Source organism: Kitasatospora sp. NPDC041917 (genome assembly GCF_055589745.1).
In genome coordinates this window covers 199,252-217,535 of record NZ_JBVJBI010000013.1, presented here as the reverse complement: position 1 = coordinate 217,535, position 18,284 = coordinate 199,252, and the positions used below count along the sequence as shown (strand labels likewise).

The window sequence follows — 18,284 nt, the reverse complement described above, 5'->3', positions numbered from 1 at the left end:
CCGCGGGGCCCGCCGCGTGAGCTGACGCGGCGGCGGTCAGCCGGCCGGGCGCGCGGTGGCCGCGACCGTGGCCCCGGCCCGGGCCGGCAGGCCGGCGTCGGCCAGCGCCCGGGCGGCCTCGGCCAGGCTGGCCCCGGTGGTCACCAGGTCGTCCACCAGCACCGGGTGACGGCCCGCGAGGCCCGTGGGCCCGGTCCGGGCGCGCGGCAGCACGGTCAGTGCTCCGCGCAGGTTGCGGCGCCGCTCGGCCGCGTTCAGCCCGGCCTGGTCGGCGACCGGCCGGGTGTGCCGCAGCAGCGGCGCGGCCCGGACGTCCAGGCCGGTCCGGCGCAGTGAGCGGGCGGCCGCCCCGGCCAGCCGCAGCGTCGGATCGTGCCCGCGGGCGCGGACGGCCGAGCGGGCCGAGGGCATCGGGACCAGCAGCAGCGGCGCGGCCCCGGCCCGTGCCCCCAGGGCGGAGCGCACCGCCCGTCCGAGGGCCTCGCCGAGCGGCCCGGCCAGCCGCAGCGCGCCCCGCTCCTTGTGGGCGAGCAGCAGCTGCCGGACCGCACCGGTGTACGGCGCGGCCGCGTGCGTCCAGGGCAGCAGGGTCGGGGCCGGCCGTGCGGTGGCCAGCGCGCGCCGGCAGGCCGGGCAGAGCTGGGTGCGCTCGCTGCCGCAGCCCGCGCAGTCGGCGGGCAGCAGGACGTCCAGCAGCCCGGCCAATGCGTGGCCGAACGGCCCTTGGGCGGCCGGCGGGCGGGTGGCGGAGGGGGACGGCGGCACGGCTGCTCCTGGCGGTGGCAGGCACGGAGAGTCAGCACAGGATCCGCCGTATGGGGGGCGTTGTCCAGGTATTTACCCATACTTCACCCGCGAGAGGGTAGACAGGGTGGACCAGCTTGACCGCCCGACCGCAGTATCGGGTCATACCCTCCTCATCGCCTGGGGAGGCGGAAAACCCGTGTGAGGTGTTCGATAAGGCCCAGGGGGTTTCAACCGTCCCTGGTGGGGAGGAAGTGAGGTGAGGGCCAGTCGTTTCCCGCCGCTGGCGGCGGGGGCGGGGGGCCGGCAGTGGATGGGCTGGTCCAGCTGGGTCTCAGTCCGGTCCGGTAGCACCCGGATCGGCGTCAGCACGAGGGATCGGAGTTCTGCGTGGACATCGTCGTCAAGGGCCGCAAGACCGAGGTGCCCAAGAGGTTCCGCGAGCACGTGGCCGAGAAGCTGGAGAAGGTCCAGAAGTTCGACGCCAAGGCCATCAGCCTCGACGTCGAGGTGTCCAAGGAGCACAACCCGCGGCAGGCCGACCGCTCCGATCGGGTCGAGATCACTCTCCGCAGCCGCGGCCCCGTGATCCGGGCCGAAGCCGCCGCCGCCGACCCGTACGCGGCGCTCGACCTGGCCTCGGCGAAGCTCGACGCGCAGCTGCGCAAGTCCGCGGACCGGCGTCGGGTGCACAAGGGCGGCGCGAACGGCCGCACCCCGATCAGCGTCGCCGAGGCGACCGCGGCCCTGGCCGCGCTCCCGGCCACGACGGCGCCGGAGGGCGAGACGAACGGCGCCGTCCGCAAGACCATGATGGGATCCCTGGAAGTGGAGGGCGAAGGCCCGCTGGTGGTCCGGGAGAAGACGCACCCGGCCGCCCCCATGGCGCTGGACCAGGCGCTCTACGAGATGGAGCTGGTCGGCCACGACTTCTACCTCTTCGTGGAGAAGGACAGCGGCCTGCCGAGCGTGGTCTACCGCCGGCACGGTTACCACTACGGCGTCATCCACCTGCAGACCGACCTCGCGGCCGGGCCGGGCAGCGGGGCGGGCGGCGCGATCGGCGGGTCCGACGACGAGGACTGACCGTCCGAGCGGTGATGGAGGGGTGACCCCGGCGGCCCTGGCCGCCGGGGTCACCGGCGTTCGGGCGTGTCCGCCGTTCGGGGCGCCCGGCGAAGGGGTCACCCGATGCGGGGGAATCGACACCGGAGGGTGACCGCAGCGGGTTTGGGGCGTGGAATGATTGGCGCACGACGACCCGCGAAGGGGGAGGAGCGGATGGGGGATCACTTCGGGCTGGGGCCCGGGTCCGGGCCAGGGCTGCCGTTGGGGGCGGAGGACGAGTCCGCGTACGAGCCGCGCCGGAGTGAGCCGATCCGCGTCCTGGTGGTGGACGACCACGCGCTGTTCCGCCGCGGGCTGGAGATCGTGCTCGCGGAGGAGCCGGACATCAAGGTCGTCGGCGAGGCGGGGGACGGCGCCGAGGCCGTGCTGAAGGCCGCCGACCTGCTGCCCGACATCATCCTCATGGACGTCCGGATGCCGCGCCGCAGCGGGATCGAGGCCTGTACGGCGATCAAGGACGTGGCGCCCAGCACCAAGATCATCATGCTGACGATAAGCGACGAGGAGGCCGACCTCTACGAGGCGATCAAGGCGGGGGCCACCGGCTACCTGCTCAAGGAGATCTCCACCGACGAGGTCGCCACCGCGATCCGCGCGGTCGCCGACGGGCAGTCGCAGATCAGCCCCTCGATGGCGTCCAAGCTGCTCACCGAGTTCAAGTCGATGATCCAGCGCCGCTCCGACGACCGGGACCTGGTGCCCGCGCCCCGGCTCACCGACCGGGAGCTGGAGGTGCTCAAGCTGGTGGCGACCGGGATGAACAACCGGGAGATCGCCAAGGAGCTGTTCATCAGCGAGAACACCGTGAAGAACCACGTGCGCAACATCCTGGAGAAGCTCCAGCTGCATTCCAGGATGGAGGCCGTGGTGTACGCGATGCGGGAGAAGATCCTCGAAATAGGGTGAGCCGGGCGGGACTCAGCGGTCCGTCAGCAGTTTCTCCAGGGTCGGGCGCAGCCGCTCGTCGTGCAGCGTCCCGACCCGCACCCCGTCGCAGCCGACCCAGTCGGCCGCCTCGCGCAGCGCCGTCGCCAGTGCCTCGACGTGCCGGGCACCGCCGCCGTCCAGGGAGATCTGCCGGGCGACCAGGGTGCGCCCCTCGCGGGCCGGGTCGACCCGGCCGACCAGCCGGCCGCCGGTCAGCAGCGGCATCGCGAAGTAGCCGTGCACCCGCTTGTGCTTGGGCGTGTACGCCTCCAGCCGGTGCGTCATGCCGAAGATCCGCTCGGTGCGGGCGCGGTCCCAGACCAGCGAGTCGAACGGCGAGAGCAGCGTGGTGCGGTGGCGCCCGCGCGGGGCGGTGGCGAGGGCGGCCGGGTCGGCCCAGGCCGGGGCCGGGTCGCCGTCCGGGCCCCAGCCGGCCACCTCGACCGGGACGAGCCCGCTGTCGGCGAGCACCGGGTCCAACTGCTCGGCGCGCAGCCGGTGGTAGTCCAGCAGATCGGCCCGGGTGGCCACGCCGAGCGCGGCGCCGGCCTGGCCGACCAGGGTGCGCAGACAGTCCTCGTCCGACCGGTCCTGCCCGAACAGCTCGGCCGGGACGGCCTGTTCGGCCAGCGCGTAGACCCGCTTCCAGCTCCGGCGCTCGGTGCAGACCACGTCCCCGAAGGCCAGCGCCCGCTCGACCGCGATCTTGGTGTCGGACCAGTCCCACCACTCGGCGGTCCGCTTGGCGCCGCCCAGCTCGGTGGAGGTCAACGGCCCCTCGGCGCGCAGCTTGTCGAGCACGGCGCGGTAGGTCTCGGGCGCGACCTGGTGGCCCCAGAGGTGGCCGCGGTCGCGGTAGCGGCGGCGCCGGAAGGCGAACAGCGGCCACTCCTCGACCGGCAGGACGCAGGCCGCGTGCGACCAGTACTCGAAGCTCGTGCCGCCGCCCCAGTAGGCCGCCTCGACGGCCGGGCGGCCGACCGCGCCGAGCCGGGCGTACGGCACCAGCTCGTGCGAGCGGGCGAGCACCGAGATGGTGTCCAGCTGGACGGCGCCCAGGTGCCGCAGCACCCCGCGCACCCCGCCGCGGCGGTCCGGCGCGCCCAGCAGGCCCTGGGCGCGCAGGGCGATCCGGCGGGCGTCGTCCGCGCTGAGGACGGCGACGGGGGCGGGGCGGGGGTCAGCGGCGGTCATGCCGGGGAGCGTAGCCCCGGGCACTGACAGCGCGGGCCGGGGCCGGGGTGCGGCCCGCAGCGGCCCGCAGGGCCCGCAACGGCCCGCAACGGCCTGCGGGCCCGGGCCGGCCCCGAGGCCTCAGACCAGGTCGGACGGCAGCAGGGAGGCGATCCAGGCGTCGTGGAAGACGCCGCGCTGCTCGGCGTACGAGCGCAGGGTGCCCTCGAAGCGGTAGCCGGTCTTCGCGGCGACCGCGCGGGAGCCCTCGTTGCCGACGTAGGCCTGCCACTCCAGGCGGCGCAGGCCGAGCTCGCGCAGGCCGAAGAGGGAGACGGCGCGCGCGGCCTCGGTGGTGTAGCCGCGGCCGCGGAACTCCTTCACGGCCCACCAGCCGATCTCGGCGGAGCCCGGGTCGTGGGCGCGCAGGACGAGCCCCTGGGACCCGACCAGGGCGCCGGACTCGCGCTCGAACACGCACCAGATCCGGTTCGCTCCGGTGCGCCAGCCCGCGATGGCGAGATCGCGCACGAAGAACTCCGCGTCCTCGCGCCGGTACGGAGACGGAACGACCGTCCAGCGCTGGATCTCCGGATCCTGGCAGGCCGCGAAGACGGCGTCGACGTCGGATTCCTGCGGGGCGCGCAGGACGAGCCGCTCGGTGGTCAGGACGACCGGTTCGGTGCTGGTTTCTTCCATGAACGGATTATTTCGCCGGGTGAGGCGGCCGGGCATCCGAATATCCCGCCGGTCCGCCCGCCCGGCAGGAGGCCGATTCCGGGGCTCGCCGACCGTTTTGCCCCGGTGGGCGGTGCTATCGGGCCATGTGCCCGCGGGGGTGACACGGGAATACCGTGCTGACGCACCTCCCGGGGGGTTGGACTCCTCGCATACGATGGCCCGTGCGGTGGGGTGACCCGCCGTGCAGTCGTCCAGTGCCAATACAGGCAAGGAGCCCGCTCACGTGTCCGTCTTCGACAAGATCCTGCGCGCCGGCGAGGGCAAGATCCTTCGCAAGCTGCAGCGGATTGCTGCCCAGGTCAACTCCATCGAAGAGGACTTCGTCAACCTCACCGACGCCGAGCTGCGCGCACTGACCGACGAGTACAAGCAGCGGCTCGTCGACGGCGAGAGCCTGGACGACATCCTCCCCGAGGCGTTCGCCACCGTCCGCGAGGCCGCCAAGCGCGTGCTCGGCCAGCGGCACTACGACGTCCAGCTGATGGGCGGCGCCGCCCTGCACTACGGGTACGTCGCCGAGATGCGCACCGGTGAGGGCAAGACCCTCGTCGGCACCCTGCCCGCGTACCTGAACGCGCTGACCGGCAAGGGCGTCCACCTGATCACGGTCAACGACTACCTCGCCGAGCGCGACTCGGAGTGGATGGGGCGGGTGCACCGCTTCCTCGGCCTTGAGGTCGGCGTGATCCTGGGCAGCATGACGCCCGTCGAGCGCAAGCGCCAGTACGGGATGGACATCACGTACGGCACGAACAACGAGTTCGGCTTCGACTACCTGCGCGACAACATGGCCTGGTCGCAGGACGAACTCGTCCAGCGCGGCCACTACTTCGCGGTCGTCGACGAGGTCGACTCGATCCTGATCGACGAGGCCCGCACCCCGCTGATCATCTCCGGCCCGGCCGACCAGGCGACCAAGTGGTACGCCGACTTCGCCAAGCTGGTGCAGCGCCTGAAGATCGACCGCGACTACGAGGTCGACGAGAAGAAGCGCACCGTCGGCATCCTGGAGGAGGGCGTCAGCCGGGTCGAGGACTACCTGGGCATCGACAACCTCTACGAGTCGGTGAACACCCCGCTGGTCGGCTTCCTGAACAACGCCATCAAGGCGAAGGAGCTGTACAAGCGGGACAAGGACTACGTCGTGATGAACGGCGAGGTCATGATCGTCGACGAGCACACCGGCCGCATCCTGGCCGGCCGCCGCTACAACGAGGGCATGCACCAGGCGATCGAGGCCAAGGAGGGGGTGGAGGTCCAGAACGAGAACCAGACCCTGGCCACCATCACCCTGCAGAACTTCTTCCGCCTGTACGACAAGCTCGCGGGCATGACCGGTACCGGCACCACCGAGGCCGCCGAGTTCCACCAGATCTACAAGCTCGGCGTGGTGCCGATCCCGACCAACAAGACGCCGCTGCGCATCGACCAGCCCGACCTGATCTACAAGTCGGAGCCGGCCAAGTTCGCCGCCGTGGTCGAGGACATCGCCGAGAAGCACGAGAAGGGCCAGCCGGTGCTGGTCGGCACCGTGTCGGTCGAGAAGTCCGAGTACCTGTCGCAGGAGCTGCGCAAGCGCGGCATCCCGCACGAGGTGCTGAACGCCAAGCACCACGAGCGCGAGGCGCAGATCGTCGCGCAGGCCGGCCGCAAGGGCGCCGTCACCGTCGCCACCAACATGGCCGGCCGTGGTACCGACATCATGCTCGGCGGCAACTCCGACCACCTCGCGGCGGCCGAGCTGGCGCAGCGCGGGCTGACCCCGACGGACACCCCGGAGGAGTACGAGGCCGCCTTCCCGGCCGCGCTGGAGAAGGCCAAGGCCTCGGTCAAGGCCGAGCAGGACGAGGTCAAGGAGGCCGGTGGCCTCTACGTCCTCGGCACCGAGCGGCACGAGTCCCGCCGGATCGACAACCAGCTGCGCGGCCGCTCCGGCCGTCAGGGCGACCCGGGCGAGTCCCGCTTCTACCTGTCGCTGGGCGACGACCTGATGCGCCTGTTCAAGGCCGGCATGGTCGAGCGCGTGCTCTCGATGGCCAACGTCCCGGAGGACGTGCCGATCGAGTCCAAGATGGTCACCCGCGCCATCGCCTCCGCGCAGACCCAGGTCGAGCAGCAGAACTTCGAGATCCGCAAGAACGTCCTCAAGTACGACGAGGTGCTCAACCGCCAGCGCGAGGTCATCTACGGCGAGCGCCGCCGGGTGCTGGAGGGCGAGGACCTCCAGGAGCAGGTCGGCCACTTCATGGACGACACCGTCGAGGCGTACGTCCGGGCGGCCACCGGTGAGGGCTTCGAGGACGACTGGGACCTGGAGAAGCTCTGGACCGCGCTCAAGCAGCTCTACCCGGTCACCCTGGACCTGGAGGAGCTGGAGGAGGAGGCCGGCGGCCAGGCCGGTCTGACCCCCGAGTTCCTGATCAAGTCCATCCAGGAGGACATCCAGGGCCAGTACGGCGCCCGCGAGGACCAGCTGGGCGCCGAGATCATGCGCGAGCTGGAGCGCCGGGTCGTGCTGTCGGTGCTGGACCGCCGCTGGCGCGAGCACCTCTACGAGATGGACTACCTCCAGGAGGGCATCGGCCTGCGGGCCATGGCGCAGCGCGACCCGCTGATCGAGTACCAGCGCGAGGGCTTCGACATGTTCACCGCGATGATGGAGGGCATCAAGGAGGAGTCCGTCGGCTACCTGTTCAACCTGGAGGTCCAGGTCGAGCAGCAGGTCGAGGAGGTCCCGGTCGAGGACGCCCAGGTGGTGCTCGACAAGCTGGAGAAGGACGCCGCCCGCCCGGAGATCAAGGCCAAGGGCCTGGAGGCCCCGAAGCCGCAGCGGCTGCACTACACGGCCCCCTCGGACGAGGTCGGCGGCGGCGTCATCGAGGGCGACTTCGAGGACCTCGCGCCGGAGGACGAGGGCGACGGGCTGACCCGCGCCGAGCGCCGCAAGGCCGCGAAGTCGGCCAAGGGCCGTCGCCGCAAGGGCTGAGCCGGCCGCCGGACACCAGCCAGGACGCCACGCAGGGCGCCGTTCCCGGACCGGGACGGCGCCCTGCGCCGTCGTGTACCGCCGGGGGTGCGGCGGGGCGCTCACCGGGCCTCCACGGCGGTGCACTGCCACTGCCCGGCCGGGCCGCGCTGCTCCAGCCGGAAGGCCACCACGTGGTGGCGCCGGCCGAGGTCGACCCGCACGCAGGCCTCGACCGCGTCCGGGGCGGGCGAGCGGTCGTGCACCGGGCCGAGCCGGGGCCGGTCGGCGGGGCCGCCGCGGCGCAGCGCTCCGGCCCGTACCAGCGAGGCGAGCTGTCCGTAGCCGGCCAGGCTGGTGTGCCGCATCAGCTGGCCGGAGGGCCGGGCGCCGGTGAGCACCTCGACCAGCCGGTGGGCGAACCGGGCGGCCAGCGCCCCGGAGTCGGGTCCGGGGGAGTCGGGTCCGGGGGAGGCGGTGCAGGCAGCGCGCGGGTGGCGCGGCCGGCGGCCGACCGGGTCGCAGCCGCCGGCGTCGCGCGGACGGCGGTGCGGGTGGGCGGTGGGATGGGCGGTGAACCGGACGGTCACGGGGTGGCTCCTCGGCTGGGTGGTGCGGGTACGGACGGGTCCAGGCTGGAGGCGTCCGGCGCGGGGCGGCAACGGGTTTCCTGAGTGCCCGGGGCGGGCTTTGGAGTTCACCTATCCGGGCGAACCGGCCAGTGCGGCGACGGGCCGGACGGGCCGGTCGGCGGCGCCCGGTTGACGTGCGGGGACGGACCGTACGGCCCGAAAGGGGACGCTCCGACTGGGCGGACCGGGTGGCGGCGCGCGGCCGCCGCGTTGCGCCGTACCGGCCCGGAGCGCACCATCGGACCCTGACCGGGAGCGGACGGCCGGGCTCCCACGACGAGGGGCGGCCGGTATGGCGACACGGGTGGCGGCGTCGGCCGCGGGCACCGCTCCGCCCGCCGCGGGCGGTCCCCGGCGCGGCCTGGTGCTGGGCGGCGGCGGGATGCTCGGCGCGGCGTGGACGGTCGGTGCGCTGTGCGCCGTCGAGGAGGCCATCGGGCGGCAGCCGGGCGAGGCCGACGTCCTGCTCGGCACCTCGGCGGGCGCGATCCTCGCCGCGATGCTGGCCGGCGGCGTCCGCCCCGAGCATCTGCGCGACCACCAGCGCGGCCTGCCGATCACCGAGGGCCCGCTGGCCGGGGTGGCCTTCGACTACGACACCGCCGTCGGCGGTGCGCTGCCGCCCCGCCCGCGGGCCGGCATCGGCTCGCCGGGGCTGCTGCGCGACGCCGTCCGGCATCCGCGCGAGTACCCGCTGCTGACCATGGTCTCGGCGCTCGCACCGCACGGCCGGGGCTCGCTGGCGCCGGTCGGCGAGCTGGTGCGCGGCCTGCTCGGCGACACCGGACCGCTCGGCGACACCGGACCGCTCGGCGGCGGTGGACCGGCCGGCGACGACGGCTGGCCGGAGCCCGGCGGCGGGGGATCGCCGCTGCGGGTGGTGGCCGTGGACTACCGCAGCGGCCGCCGGGTCGTCTTCGGCGACCCGGGCGCCCCGGCCGTCCCGGTGCCCGACGCCGTGATGGCCTCCTGCGCGATCCCCGGCTGGTTCATGCCGGTGCGGCTGGACGGCTCGGCGTACGTGGACGGCGGCTGCTGGTCCGCCACCAACGCCGACCTGATGCTCGGCCGGGGGCTGGACGAGGTGTACGTGCTCGCCCCGATGGCGCTGCGGCTGGACCCCCGGCCGGGGCGGGCCGGGCGGCGGGGCGGGCTCGCGTCCGGCCGCGACACCCTGGCCGCCCTGCGCGAGTGGCGCGCCCGGGAACGCCCCCGCGGCGTGCTCGCCCAGCTGGTGAGCCGCTACCGCCACGCCGTCACCCGGCAGCTGCTGCGCGAGGCCGCGCTACTGCGGGTCGAGGGCGTCCGGGTGCTGCTGCTCGCGCCGACCCCGGCGGACCTCGCGGCGATGGGCCCGAACATGATGGACCCGGCCCGCCGCGGCGCGGTCCTGGAGAGTGCCCTGCGCACCGGCCGGGAGGCGCTGCGGCCCCGGCGGTGAGGGCCCGGCCCGGGACCGGAGGCGATCACGGGCCGTCCGGCGGCGCCTATTCTTGGGGCGCTGGAGTCTTGGGGCGCCGGAGAATCGGTGCTGCTGGACGAACCCCGCTGGACGAACCCTGCTGGACGAACCGGAGAGTGCCACCGATGCGCGTGTACGTGCCCACCACCCTGACCGGCCTGGCGGCGGCGCGCGAGGGCGGCGCCCTGGACCAGTCCGCCGCGTACGCCGTGACGCCCGCGCTGCGCGAGTGGTACGTCAGCGACGACCTGGAGGAGCTGGAGTACGCGGCGCTGAACCGGGCCGCGCAGTCCTCGCTGCGGCTGCTGGCCGCCGACCCGCAGGCCCCGTGCCGCCGGGTGGTGGTGGCGCTGGACGTGGCCGACGCGTCGGTGCGGCCCTTCCCCGGGGACGAGTACCAGGACCAGGCCTCGCTCGGCCGGGTGGTTCTGGCCGGCCCGGTGCGGCTGGCCAAGGCGGCCGCGGTGCACGCCGACGTGGCCGACGACGAGGTGGTCACGGACGTGGCGGCGGCGGTGGCGGCGGTGGCCGCGGCCGACGCGGGCGACCAGGACGCCCAGTTCACCGTGGACGGCGCGGAGGACCACGACCTGCTCTGGTACGCGACCCAGGAGATCCCCGCCCTGCTCGCGTGAGGTCCGTCCTACCGGCGTGTCACCCGGTCGGGTTACCGTTTCACCCTGTGCGCACTCACATCGTTTGGGACTGGAACGGCACGCTCTTCCACGACATGGAGGCGGTGCTCGGGGCGAGCAATGCCGCGTTCGCGACCGTCGGCATCGAGCCGATGAGCCTCCAGGAGTACCGCGAGCAGTACGAGATCCCGATCCCCCGCTTCTACCAGCGCCTGCTCGGCCGGATGCCCTCCGCGCAGGAGTGGGCGAGGCTCGACGACGCGTTCCACGACCACTACCGGGAGCTCAGCGCCTCCTGCGGGCTGACCGAGGGCGTGCGCGAGCTGATGGACGGCTGGCGGGCGGCCGGGAACAGCCAGTCGCTGCTGTCGATGTACGAGCACGACGCGCTGCTGCCGCTGGTCGACACCTTCGGCCTTGCCGGCGGCTTCCTGCGGGTGGACGGCCGCAGCGGCCCGTCCGGCGGCCAGAAGGCGGAGCACCTGACCCGGCACCTGGCCGCGCTCGGCGAGCGGGTGGACCCGGCCCGTACGGTGCTGATCGGCGACGCCGCGGACGACGCCGTGGCGGCGCTCGGCGCGGGCGCCCACGCGGTGCTCTACACCGGCGGTTCGCACACCCGGGAGAAGCTGGAGCCGGTCGGCGTCCCGGTGGTGGACAGTCTGGCCGAGGCGGTCGAGCTGGCGGGCCGGATCGCGGGCTGAACCCCGGGCCCTGCCGTCCCCGGCCGGACCGCGGGGCCTCCCGCCGTTCCGGGCCGGACCGCGGGCCCCGGGAAGCGGGCGGACGTGGCGGGCGCCACGTCCGCCGTCCGCGTGTCTGAACGGGCGGATCGCGCCCCGGCTGGTCAGGCTGGTGTCACACCCGACCAGCCGCCAGGACGGAGCCACCATGCCCATCGACGCAGTCACCGAGGTCCCGGTGCCGGTCAACGAGCCGGTGCACGCGTACGCGCCCGACAGCCCGGAGCGGGGCCGGCTGGTCCGGCGGCTGGACGAGCTGGCCGCCGAGCAGGTCCCGCTGCCGATGACCATCGGCGGCGAGCAGCGCTTCGGCGGCGGTGAGCGGATCGAGGTCGTCCAGCCGCACCACCACGCCGCCAAGCTGGGCGTGCTCGGCAACGCCACCCGGGAGGACGCCCGGGCGGCGGTGGACGCGGCGCTGGCCGCCGGGCGGCAGTGGCGCTCGCTCTCCTTCGACGACCGCGCGGCGGTGTTCCTGCGCGCCGCCGACCTGCTCGCCGGCCCCTGGCGGGAGACGCTCAACGCGGCCACCATGCTCGGCCAGTCCAAGACCGCTCAGCAGGCGGAGATCGACTCCGCCTGCGAGCTGATCGACTTCTGGCGGTTCAACGTCCACTTCGCCCGGCAGATCCTGGCCGACCAGCCGGCCTCCTCGCCCGGCGTGTGGAACCGCACCGACCACCGCCCGCTGGAAGGCTTCGTCTACGCGGTCACCCCGTTCAACTTCACCGCGATCGCCGGCAACCTGCCCACCGCCCCGGCGCTGCTGGGCAACACCGTGGTCTGGAAGCCCGCGCCGACCCAGACCCTGGCCGCCCACCACCTGATGCGGCTGCTGGAGGCGGCCGGCCTGCCGCCCGGGGTGATCAACCTGGTGACCGGCGACGGCCTCCAGGTCTCCCCGGTGGCGCTGGCCGACCCGGCGCTCGCCGGGCTGCACTTCACCGGCTCCACCGCCACCTTCCAGTACCTGTGGCAGACCATCGGCGCCAACATCGGCGGCTACCGCACGTACCCGAGGATCGTCGGCGAGACCGGCGGCAAGGACTTCCTGCTGGCCCACCGCTCGGCCGACCCGGAGATCCTGAGGACCGCGCTGATCCGCGGCGCCTTCGAGTACCAGGGCCAGAAGTGCTCGGCGCTCTCCCGCGCCTACCTGCCGCGCAGCCTCTGGCAGCGGATCAAGGACGACTTCCTGGCCGAGGTGGACGCGCTCGCGGTGGGCGACGTGACCGACCTGTCCAATTTCATGGGCGCCCTCATCGACCGGCGCGCCTTCGAGCGGAACCGGGACGCCATCGACCGGGCGAAGGCCGATCCGACGATCGAACTGGCGGCCGGCGGACAGTACGACGACGCGATCGGATGGTTCGTCCGGCCGACCGTGCTGGTCTCCTCCGACCACCGGGGCGAGATCTTCCGGACCGAGTACTTCGGCCCGATCCTCGCCGTCCACGTCTACGAGGACTCCCGCTGGGACGACGTGCTCCGCCGGGTCGACGACGGCGCCCCGTACGGCCTGACCGGCTCGGTGATCGCGCAGGATCGTTACGCCATCGCCCAGGCCGTCGAGGAGCTGCGCTTCACGGCCGGGAACTTCTACATCAACGACAAGCCGACCGGGGCCGTCGTCGGCCAGCAGCCCTTCGGCGGCGGCCGGGCCTCCGGCACCAACGACAAGGCGGGCGCCGCGCAGAACCTGCTCCGCTGGACCTCCGCACGGTCGATCAAGGAGTCCTTCGTCCCGCCGACGCACCACGGCTACCCGCACATGGGCTGAGAGTGAACACCGGACTCCGGTTTGGACATGGTGTCCAGGACGGACCCGACTTCCTGCGGGTTTGCGCCTACCTGTCCCTGTCCACCTTCGATTGATCCGGTTAGGCTGGCTGGCGTCGTCGGGTGGCTGCAGGACGAATGAGTCGTCCTACCCGCTGGGAGGACGTTTCATGCGTGCCATGAGCCCCTTTCAGTCGGATGGTGCGGCAGGATTGCGGTGACCCGTCGGTGTACATCCACACACCACCGAGTCACGCAACGGCGCGCGACAGGAGCCAAGAAGTCATGCAGACCAAGCTGGACGCAGCCAAGGCCGAACTGCTCAAGAAGGCAGCCGCAGCCGCTGAGAACAGCCAGGTGGGGGGAGCGGCGCCGGGGGAAGGTCTGAGCAATGGCGCTCTGACCGCGTACCTGCACCACTACTACCTCCACACCGCGCCCGAGGACCTGGTCGACCGCGACCCGGTCGACGTCTACGGCGCGGCCGCCTCCCACTACCGGCTGGGCCTCAAGCGCCCGCAGGGCACCGCCGAGGTGCGGGTCCACACCCCCTCGGTCGAGGAGAACGGCTGGTCCTGCGGCCACACCGTGGTCGAGGTCGTCACCGACGACATGCCCTTCCTGGTCGACTCCGTCACCAACGAGCTGTCCCGCCAGGACCGCGCGATCCACATCGTGATCCACCCCCAGCTGGTCGTCCGCCGTGACATCACCGGCAAGCTGCTGGAGATCCTGGACGTCGACGCCTGCTCCCGCAGCCAGGCCGCCGGCACCGACTGGCCGGCCGACGCGACCGTCGAGTCGTGGATGCACATCGAGGTCGACCGCGAGACCGACCGCGAGGACCTGCGCTCCATCGAGGCCGACCTGCGCCGCGTGCTCGGCGACGTCCGCGAGGTCGTCGAGGACTGGGGCAAGATGCGCGAGAGCGCGCTGCGCCTGGCCGACGAGCTGGCCGAGCAGCCCCCGGCCGGCCTGCCCGAGCAGGAGGTCGGCGAGGCCTGGGAGCTGATGCGCTGGCTCGCCGACGACCACTTCACCTTCCTCGGCTACCGCGAGTACGACCTGGTCGAGCACGAGGGCGAGGAGGTCCTCAAGGCCGTCGCCGGGACCGGCCTCGGCATCCTGCGCGCCGACCCGCACAGCCACGACGACGCCCACCACGCGGTCAGCGAGGCCTTCGGCCGGCTCTCCGCGCCGGTGCGCGCCAAGGCCCACGAGAAGAAGCTCCTCGTCCTGACCAAGGCCAACAGCCGGGCCACCGTGCACCGCCCGTCCTACCTGGACTACGTCGGCGTGAAGAAGTTCAACGCCGCCGGCGAGCCGATCGGCGAGCGCCGCTTCCTCGGCCTGTTCTCCTCCGCCGCCTACACCGAGTCGGTCACCCGCATCCCGGTCGTGCGCCGCAAGGTCCAGGAGGTGCTGGAGGAGTCCGGCTTCTCCAGCGAGAGCCACGACGGCCGCGACCTGCTCCAGATCATGGAGACCTTCCCGCGGGACGAGATCTTCCAGACCCCGGCCTCCGAGCTGCTCTCCATCGCGACGAGCGTGCTCTACCTCCAGGAGCGCCGCAAGCTGCGGCTGTTCCTGCGCCAGGACGAGTACGGGCGCTACTTCTCGGCGTTCATCTACCTGCCGCGCGACCGCTACACCACGCGCATCCGGCTGCTGATCACCGACATCCTCAAGGAGGAGCTGAACGGCGCCACCATCGACTACACGGTGTACGCCACCGAGTCGGTGCTGACCCGCCTGCACTTCGTGGTCCGGGTCGCCCCGGGCACCGAGCTGCCGCACCTCTCCGACACGGACATCGAGCGGATCGAGAACCGGCTGGCCGAGGCCGCCCGGTTCTGGATGGACGGCTTCCACGACCAGCTGCACACCGAGCTGGGCGAGGAGAAGGCGGCCGAACTCGGCCACAAGTACGCCAACGCCTTCCCCGACGGCTACCGCGCCGACTTCCCGCCGCGCACCGCCGTCGCCGACATCAAGCAGATCGAGTCGCTGCACGGCGAGGGCGACTTCCGCCTCAACCTGTACCAGCCGGTCGGCGCCGGCGACGACGACCGCCGCTTCAAGATCTACCGGGTCGGCGGCCCGATCTCGCTCACCGAGGTCCTGCCGGTGCTCCAGCGCCTGGGCGTCGAGGTGCTGGACGAGCACCCGTACGCGCTGCGCCGCTCCGACGGCACCACCGCGTGGGTCTACGACTTCGGCCTGAAGCTGCGCGAGGCCACCGAGCTCACCGACGAGGCCCGCCAGCGCTTCCAGGAGACCTTCGCCGCCACCTGGACCGGCAAGGCCGAGAACGACGGCTTCAACGAGCTGGTGCTGACCGCCGGGCTGACCTGGCGCCAGGCGATGATGCTGCGCACGTACGCCAAGTACCTGCGCCAGGCGGGCTCCACGTTCTCCCAGGACTACATGGAGGACGCGCTCCGCAACAACACCCACACCACCCGCCTGCTGGTCAACCTGTTCGAGGCCCGGCTGAGCCCGAGCCACCGTTCGGGCGCCCTGGAGCTGACCGAGGGCATCCTGGAGGAGCTGTCCGGCGCCCTCGACGAGGTCGTCTCGCTGGACGAGGACCGCATCCTGCGCTCCTTCCTGAACCTCATCAGGGCCACCCTGCGGACCAACTTCTTCCAGCGCACCGCCTCCGGCGAGTGGCACTCCTACGTGTCGATGAAGTTCGACCCGAAGGCCATCCCGGACCTGCCGGCCCCGCGCCCGGCGTTCGAGATCTGGGTCTACTCGCCGCAGGTCGAGGGCGTCCACCTGCGCTTCGGCAAGGTCGCCCGCGGCGGCCTGCGCTGGTCCGACCGGCGCGAGGACTTCCGCACCGAGATCCTGGGCCTGGTCAAGGCGCAGATGGTCAAGAACACCGTCATCGTCCCGGTCGGCGCCAAGGGCGGCTTCGTCGCCAAGCAGCTGCCGGACCCGACGGTCGACCGCGACGCCTGGCTGGCCGAGGGCGTCTCCTCGTACAAGACCTTCATCTCGGCGCTGCTCGACATCACCGACAACCTGGTCGGCGGCGAGGTCGTGCACCCGGCCGACGTGGTCCGCCACGACGAGGACGACACCTACCTGGTCGTCGCCGCCGACAAGGGCACCGCGACCTTCTCGGACATCGCCAACGGCGTCGCCGAGTCCTACGGCTTCTGGCTGGGCGACGCGTTCGCCTCCGGCGGCTCGGCCGGCTACGACCACAAGGGCATGGGCATCACCGCCCGCGGCGCCTGGGAGTCGGTCAAGCGCAACTTCCGCGAGCTCGGCGTCGACACCCAGACCGAGGACTTCACCGTCATCGGCATCGGCGACATGTCCGGCGACGTCTTCGGCAACGGCATGCTGCTCAGCGAGCACATCCGCCTGGTCGCCGCCTTCGACCACCGCCACATCTTCCTGGACCCGAACCCGGACGCGGCCTCCTCGTACGCCGAGCGCCGCCGGCTGTTCGAGCTGCCGCGCAGCTCCTGGGACGACTACGACAAGTCGCTGATCTCGGCCGGCGGCGGGGTGTACCCCCGGTCGGCCAAGGCGATCCAGCTGACCCCGCAGGTCCGGGCCGCGCTCGGCGTCGAGGCGGCCAAGCTGACCCCGGCCGAGCTGATGCGGGCGGTCCTCCAGGCCCCGGTCGACCTGTTCTGGAACGGCGGCATCGGCACCTACGTCAAGGCCTCCACCGAGACCAACGCCGAGGTCGGCGACAAGTCCAACGACGCCATCCGGGTCAACGGCGAGCAGGTCCGCGCCCGGGTCATCGGCGAGGGCGGCAACCTCGGCTGCACCCAGCTCGGCCGCATCGAGTACGCGGCCACCGGCGGCCCGGAGGGCACCGGCGGCTGGATCGACACCGACGCGATCGACAACTCCGCCGGTGTGGACACCTCGGACCACGAGGTCAACATCAAGATCCTGCTCAACCAGGTCGTCGCCGAGGGCGACATGACGGTCAAGCAGCGCAACGTCCTGCTGGCCGAGATGACCGACGAGGTCGGCCACCTGGTGCTGCGCAACAACTACGCGCAGAACGTCGTGCTGGCCAACGCCGTCGCCCAGGCGCACAGCATGGTCAACGTGCACGCCCGGATGATCAGCCGCTTCGAGTTGGCCGGCCAGCTGGACCGCGGCCTGGAGTTCCTGCCCACCGAGCGCCAGATCCGTGAGCGCCAGCAGAACGGCCGCGGCCTCTCGCAGCCCGAGATGTCCGTCCTGCTCGCGTACACCAAGATCATCCTGGCCGAGGAGCTGCTGGCCACCGAGCTGCCGGACGACCCGTTCTTCCGCAGCGCGCTGCACGAGTACTTCCCGAGCGCGCTGCGGGCGAAGTTCGCCGACGCGATCGACAACCACGCGCTGCGCCGCGAGATCATCACCACGCTGATCGTCAACGACACGATCAACCGCGGTGGCTGCACCTTCGCCTTCCGCCTGAAGGAGGAGACCGGCGCGACCTACGAGGAGATCGCCCGGACGCACACCGCCGCGCGGGCCGTCTTCGACCTGGAGCCGATCTGGGCCGAGATCGAGGACCTGGACAACAAGGTCCCGGCCCGGGTGCAGACCAAGATGCGCCTGCACTCGCGGCGCCTGGTCGAGCGTGCCACCCGGTGGATGCTCAACAACCGCCGCCAGCCGCTCGACATCGCCGGCACCATCGAGTTCTTCCACGACCGCGTCAACCAGGTCTGGGCCTCGCTGCCCAAGCCGCTGCGCGGCGAGGACCTGACCTGGTTCGAGTCCGTGTACGGCGAGCTCGCCGCGGCCGGGGTGCCGGAGGAGCTGGCCACCCGGATCGCCGGCCTCTCCTCGGTCTTCCCGACCCTGGACGTCGCCGAGGTCGCGGACCGCTCCGGCAAGGACGTCGCCGAGGTCGCCGACCTCTACTACGACCTGGGCGACCGGCTCCAGATCTCGCACCTGCTCGACCGCATCATCGAACTGCCCCGCACCGACCGCTGGTCGTCGATGGCCCGGGCCGCGATCCGCGAGGACCTCTTCGCGGCGCACGCGGCGCTGACCGCCGACGTCCTGGCCTGCGGCGCCGAGGGCGCCACCCCGGAGGAGCGGTACACCGCCTGGGCTGAGCTCAACTCGACCCTGCTGAACCGCGCCAAGAGCACCCTCGACGACATAAGGGGTTCGGACAACTTCGAGCTGTCCAGCCTCTCGGTCGCGATGCGCGTCATCCGCACCCTGCTGCGCACCGGTTCGATGCGCTGACGGACGGCTGTACCGGAGGGGCCCGCGTCCACGGACGCGGGCCCCTTCCGCATGCCCCGGCCGCCTCTCCGGAGGGCCGTCGATTCCGGGGTGTGACGGCGCGATCACCCTGCGCGCGAATAG

12 protein-coding genes are annotated in these 18,284 nt (G+C 72.5%); 8 read left to right on the top strand and 4 right to left on the bottom strand.

Features of this window, described 5'->3' with window-relative positions; all coding sequences use genetic code 11:
* Window positions 1-36: 36 nt before the first annotated feature.
* On the bottom strand, window positions 37-765 hold the full coding sequence (locus ACZ6EM_RS18805; RefSeq protein WP_380548157.1) for a ComF family protein: 729 nt from the start codon (window positions 763-765) through the stop codon (window positions 37-39).
* A gap of 369 nt (window positions 766-1,134) precedes the next feature.
* On the opposite strand from ACZ6EM_RS18805, the gene hpf reads away from it, so the two are divergent.
* Both hpf and ACZ6EM_RS18795 read left to right on the top strand, forming a co-directional pair.
* Window positions 1,135-1,830, top strand: a complete 696-nt coding sequence (gene hpf, locus ACZ6EM_RS18800; RefSeq protein WP_359908558.1) for a ribosome hibernation-promoting factor, HPF/YfiA family — start codon at window positions 1,135-1,137, stop codon at window positions 1,828-1,830.
* A 195-nt stretch (window positions 1,831-2,025) separates the two neighbouring features.
* The gene (locus tag ACZ6EM_RS18795; RefSeq protein ID WP_359908555.1) at window positions 2,026-2,778 is read left to right on the top strand and encodes a response regulator transcription factor; all 753 of its coding nucleotides are present in this window, start codon (window positions 2,026-2,028) and stop codon (window positions 2,776-2,778) included.
* Window positions 2,779-2,790: 12 nt separating this feature from the next.
* On the opposite strand, the gene ACZ6EM_RS18790 is transcribed toward ACZ6EM_RS18795, so the two are convergent.
* Together ACZ6EM_RS18790 and ACZ6EM_RS18785 are read right to left on the bottom strand one after the other, a co-directional pair.
* Window positions 2,791-3,993, bottom strand: coding sequence for a winged helix-turn-helix domain-containing protein (locus ACZ6EM_RS18790; protein WP_452181050.1), 1,203 nt, complete (start codon window positions 3,991-3,993; stop codon window positions 2,791-2,793).
* Window positions 3,994-4,113: 120 nt separating this feature from the next.
* Entirely contained in the window at window positions 4,114-4,671 is a 558-nt protein-coding gene (locus tag ACZ6EM_RS18785) for a GNAT family N-acetyltransferase (protein ID WP_465772786.1), read from the bottom strand.
* A gap of 265 nt (window positions 4,672-4,936) precedes the next feature.
* Here ACZ6EM_RS18785 and secA point away from each other — a divergent pair, with 265 nt between their 5' ends.
* Window positions 4,937-7,699 (top strand): preprotein translocase subunit SecA, encoded by a 2,763-nt coding sequence (gene secA / locus ACZ6EM_RS18780; RefSeq protein WP_452179328.1) that lies wholly within the window; start codon window positions 4,937-4,939, stop codon window positions 7,697-7,699.
* Between the two features lie 101 nt (window positions 7,700-7,800).
* On the opposite strand, the gene ACZ6EM_RS18775 is transcribed toward secA, so the two are convergent.
* Window positions 7,801-8,268, bottom strand: a complete 468-nt coding sequence (locus ACZ6EM_RS18775; RefSeq protein WP_452179327.1) for an Rv3235 family protein — start codon at window positions 8,266-8,268, stop codon at window positions 7,801-7,803.
* Window positions 8,269-8,602: 334 nt separating this feature from the next.
* Between ACZ6EM_RS18775 and ACZ6EM_RS18770 the strand changes: the two genes are divergently transcribed.
* The 5 genes from ACZ6EM_RS18770 (at window position 8,603) to ACZ6EM_RS18750 (ending at window position 18,161) form a co-directional block, all read left to right on the top strand.
* Window positions 8,603-9,751, top strand: a complete 1,149-nt coding sequence (locus ACZ6EM_RS18770) for a patatin-like phospholipase family protein (RefSeq protein ID WP_465772785.1) — start codon at window positions 8,603-8,605, stop codon at window positions 9,749-9,751.
* Between the two features lie 146 nt (window positions 9,752-9,897).
* Window positions 9,898-10,407, top strand: a complete 510-nt coding sequence (locus ACZ6EM_RS18765; RefSeq protein WP_359908538.1) for a DUF6912 family protein — start codon at window positions 9,898-9,900, stop codon at window positions 10,405-10,407.
* Between the two features lie 47 nt (window positions 10,408-10,454).
* On the top strand, window positions 10,455-11,111 hold the full coding sequence (locus ACZ6EM_RS18760; protein WP_452179325.1) for an HAD family hydrolase: 657 nt from the start codon (window positions 10,455-10,457) through the stop codon (window positions 11,109-11,111).
* 193 nt (window positions 11,112-11,304) lie between these two features.
* Window positions 11,305-12,930 (top strand): L-glutamate gamma-semialdehyde dehydrogenase, encoded by a 1,626-nt coding sequence (pruA, locus tag ACZ6EM_RS18755; protein WP_465772798.1) that lies wholly within the window; start codon window positions 11,305-11,307, stop codon window positions 12,928-12,930.
* Window positions 12,931-13,214: 284 nt separating this feature from the next.
* Window positions 13,215-18,161, top strand: coding sequence for an NAD-glutamate dehydrogenase (locus tag ACZ6EM_RS18750; RefSeq protein ID WP_465772784.1), 4,947 nt, complete (start codon window positions 13,215-13,217; stop codon window positions 18,159-18,161).
* Window positions 18,162-18,284: the final 123 nt, after the last annotated feature.

Bases quoted from the DNA above. Each gene is read 5' to 3' on its own strand.
- ACZ6EM_RS18795 (WP_359908555.1), top strand. From the start codon at position 2,026: ATGGGGGATCACTTCGGGCTGGGGCCCGGGTCCGGGCCAGGGCTGCCG.
- ACZ6EM_RS18790 (WP_452181050.1), bottom strand. From the start codon at position 3,993: ATGACCGCCGCTGACCCCCGCCCCGCCCCCGTCGCCGTCCTCAGCGCG.
- ACZ6EM_RS18785 (WP_465772786.1), bottom strand. From the start codon at position 4,671: ATGGAAGAAACCAGCACCGAACCGGTCGTCCTGACCACCGAGCGGCTC.
- ACZ6EM_RS18770 (WP_465772785.1), top strand. From the start codon at position 8,603: ATGGCGACACGGGTGGCGGCGTCGGCCGCGGGCACCGCTCCGCCCGCC.
- ACZ6EM_RS18765 (WP_359908538.1), top strand. From the start codon at position 9,898: ATGCGCGTGTACGTGCCCACCACCCTGACCGGCCTGGCGGCGGCGCGC.
- ACZ6EM_RS18750 (WP_465772784.1), top strand. From the start codon at position 13,215: ATGCAGACCAAGCTGGACGCAGCCAAGGCCGAACTGCTCAAGAAGGCA.